Source organism: Streptomyces odonnellii, assembly GCF_000981895.1.
Taxonomy (GTDB): Bacteria; Actinomycetota; Actinomycetes; order Streptomycetales; family Streptomycetaceae; genus Streptomyces; species Streptomyces odonnellii.
The window spans coordinates 1-2,343 of sequence record NZ_LATD01000566.1; the positions used below are offsets into that span (position 1 = coordinate 1).

Below are 2,343 nucleotides of genomic sequence, written 5' to 3' on the forward strand. Positions count from 1 at the left end.
CACCCGCCCCGCGCCCCGCACCTGGACCCGCATGGCCCGCCGCGCCGCCAGCCGCCGGATCCCCGCCGCCGGCTCCCGGTGGACAACGGACAGGGACGCCAGATCGGGCCGCAGCCGGTCGAAGGCGCCCGTCCGCTTCCGTAAGCCCTCGGCCGCGGGGCCGCCCTCGTCCGGATCGTCGAGCACCCCCGCCGCACTCAGCCGCCCCACCAGCGAATCGGCCAGCCCGTCGGGCAGCCCCATCGCACGCGCCCGCTCCCTCAGCAGGGGCAGTCCACGGGTCCCGTCGAGCAGCTCCAGAAAACTGCCCGTGGCCGTATCGACAGGACCGACCAGCACGGCATGCGCGGGTGTGACCCCGAACTGCACGGTCTGCCGCTCCCGCCACGCACGCCGCAGCGCGGGCTTCACCATCGGATGCATATCGGCCTCCCTCTCGCTTCCTCTCGATTTCCGCCGCCGGAATCTCCCCGGCCCCGCCCGGACTCTCCCCGGACTCCTCGATCCGGCTGATCCGTGTTCCCAGAATGCAAGGCGGCGCGCGGCGGTGCAGAAAGTTATCCACAGGCATGCGCATTAATCGTTCAAATATTGAGGCGCCGAAAATGGATCAAGATTGAACCACCCCGGAGGCGGGACTTCCCCCACACGCAGCGGGTAACGTCGGGGCGTGTCCGCCGATCCTTCCCCTCGCCTCGCGGGGGAGCTCCCCTCGCACAGCGCCGCAAGTGAAGAGCGCAGCGTGACAAGCCGCCTGTCGCGCGGCCCGGGGACGAGCGCTGTCGAGGTCCGCAGAAGCGCCCGCCGCAGCAGAACCGTCTCGGCGTACCGCGAGGGCGACCGGACCATCGTCCTCATCCCCGCCCGGATGTCGGAGGCCGAGGAGCGGCGCTGGGTCACCGTGATGCTCGACAAACTCGCCGCACAGGAGAGCAAGCGCGTCCTCGGCGACGGGGAGCTGACCGAGCGGGCCGAGCGGCTCTCCGCCCAGTACTTCAACGGCGGTGCCCGGCCCACGTCCGTCCGCTGGGTCACCAACCAGAACACCCGCTGGGGTTCCTGCACCCCGGCCGAGGGCAGCATCCGTCTGTCGCACCGGCTCCAGGGCATGCCGGAGTACGTCGTCGACTATGTGCTCGTGCACGAGCTGGCGCATCTGCTCGTACCGGGCCACGGGCCGCGGTTCTGGCGGCTCCTGGATGCCTATCCGCGCACCGAGCGGGCGCGCGGCTATCTCGAAGGTGTCGTCGCCGCCGACCGGCTGCCGCATCTGCCCCTCGCACGGGGGGAATCACCGCACGGGGAATCACCGCACGTGGAATGACGGGCCGCCAGGGTGCGCGGATACGGACCGACATGGTGCGTGTGTACCGAGTCTGTACCGGCTTGGCTCAATGTCGTACGCAGCCGTTAGCCTGGCGCGACGCAGACACATTCGGGATGGGGGACGGTCGTTACGCATGGCCAGGGAATTCCAGCGCGGCCACAAGGCCAAGATCAGTGATCTCACCGCGGGGACGGATCTGTACGTAGGTGTGCAGATCGCCGCTCCCGGGCTGACCTTCGACATTAGCTGTTTCGGCCTCGACGCCGACGAACAGCTCTCGGACGACCGTTACTTCATCTTCTTCAACCAGCCGAAGTCCCCCGAGGAATCCATCCAGTTGCTGGGTGCCCAGGCCGGCGACACCGAGTCGTTCCGCGTGACGCTGGACCGGATTCCGGCCGCCATTCAGAAGCTCTCGTTCACCGCCACGATCGACGGCGCGGGCCAGATGTCCCAGGTCGGCCCCGGGTACATCCGCATTGTCGCGGGCGGTGAGGAAGTCGTCCGATATGCCTTCACCGGCTCGGAGTTCACCACCGAGCGTGCGGTCATGCTCGGTGACTTCTATCTGAAGGACGTCTGGCGGTTCGCCGCGGTCGGCCAGGGCTTCGACGGCGGTCTCGACGCGCTTCTGAAGAACTTCGGCGGTGAGGTCGCCGAGGAGGAGCCCGCCGCACCGCAGCCGTCGGCCGGCGGGCCGGTGCCCGGATTCGCCCCGCCCACGCAGAGCGCGCCAGCCCCGGCGCCCGCGCCCGCGTTCGGCGCCCCGACAGCCCCTCACGCGCCCCAGGCACCTCACGCACCCCAGGCGCCTCAGATCCCGCAGGCGCCCCAAGCTCCGCCCGCACGCAACCTCCGGCCCCCGCCCACCGCACCCCCTCCGATGCACGGCGCGCCGACCATCGCCGCGCCCATGACCCCGCCCGGCGGGACCGTACCGCCGCCGGCGCCCGCTCCGTACGGGCAGCCGCCCCAGCAGCCGCAGTTCGGCCAGGTCCCAGGCCAGATCCCAGGCC

At 70.6% G+C, this 2,343-nt stretch carries 2 protein-coding genes and 1 pseudogene; 2 read left to right on the top strand and 1 reads right to left on the bottom strand.

What is annotated here, in order from left to right; genetic code table 11:
• Window positions 1–423 (bottom strand): annotated as a pseudogene (locus WH07_RS35090) (ThiF family adenylyltransferase); the annotation flags it as partial.
• A gap of 247 nt (window positions 424–670) precedes the next feature.
• Between WH07_RS35090 and WH07_RS35095 the strand changes: the two are divergent.
• Together WH07_RS35095 and WH07_RS35100 are read left to right on the top strand one after the other, a co-directional pair.
• A complete protein-coding gene (locus tag WH07_RS35095) occupies window positions 671–1,324 on the top strand; it encodes a M48 metallopeptidase family protein (RefSeq protein ID WP_079023815.1) in 654 nt (217 codons plus the stop codon).
• A gap of 136 nt (window positions 1,325–1,460) precedes the next feature.
• Window positions 1,461–2,343, top strand: an 883-nt coding sequence (locus tag WH07_RS35100) for a TerD family protein (protein ID WP_046509163.1), incomplete at its 3' end; no start/stop codon positions are given.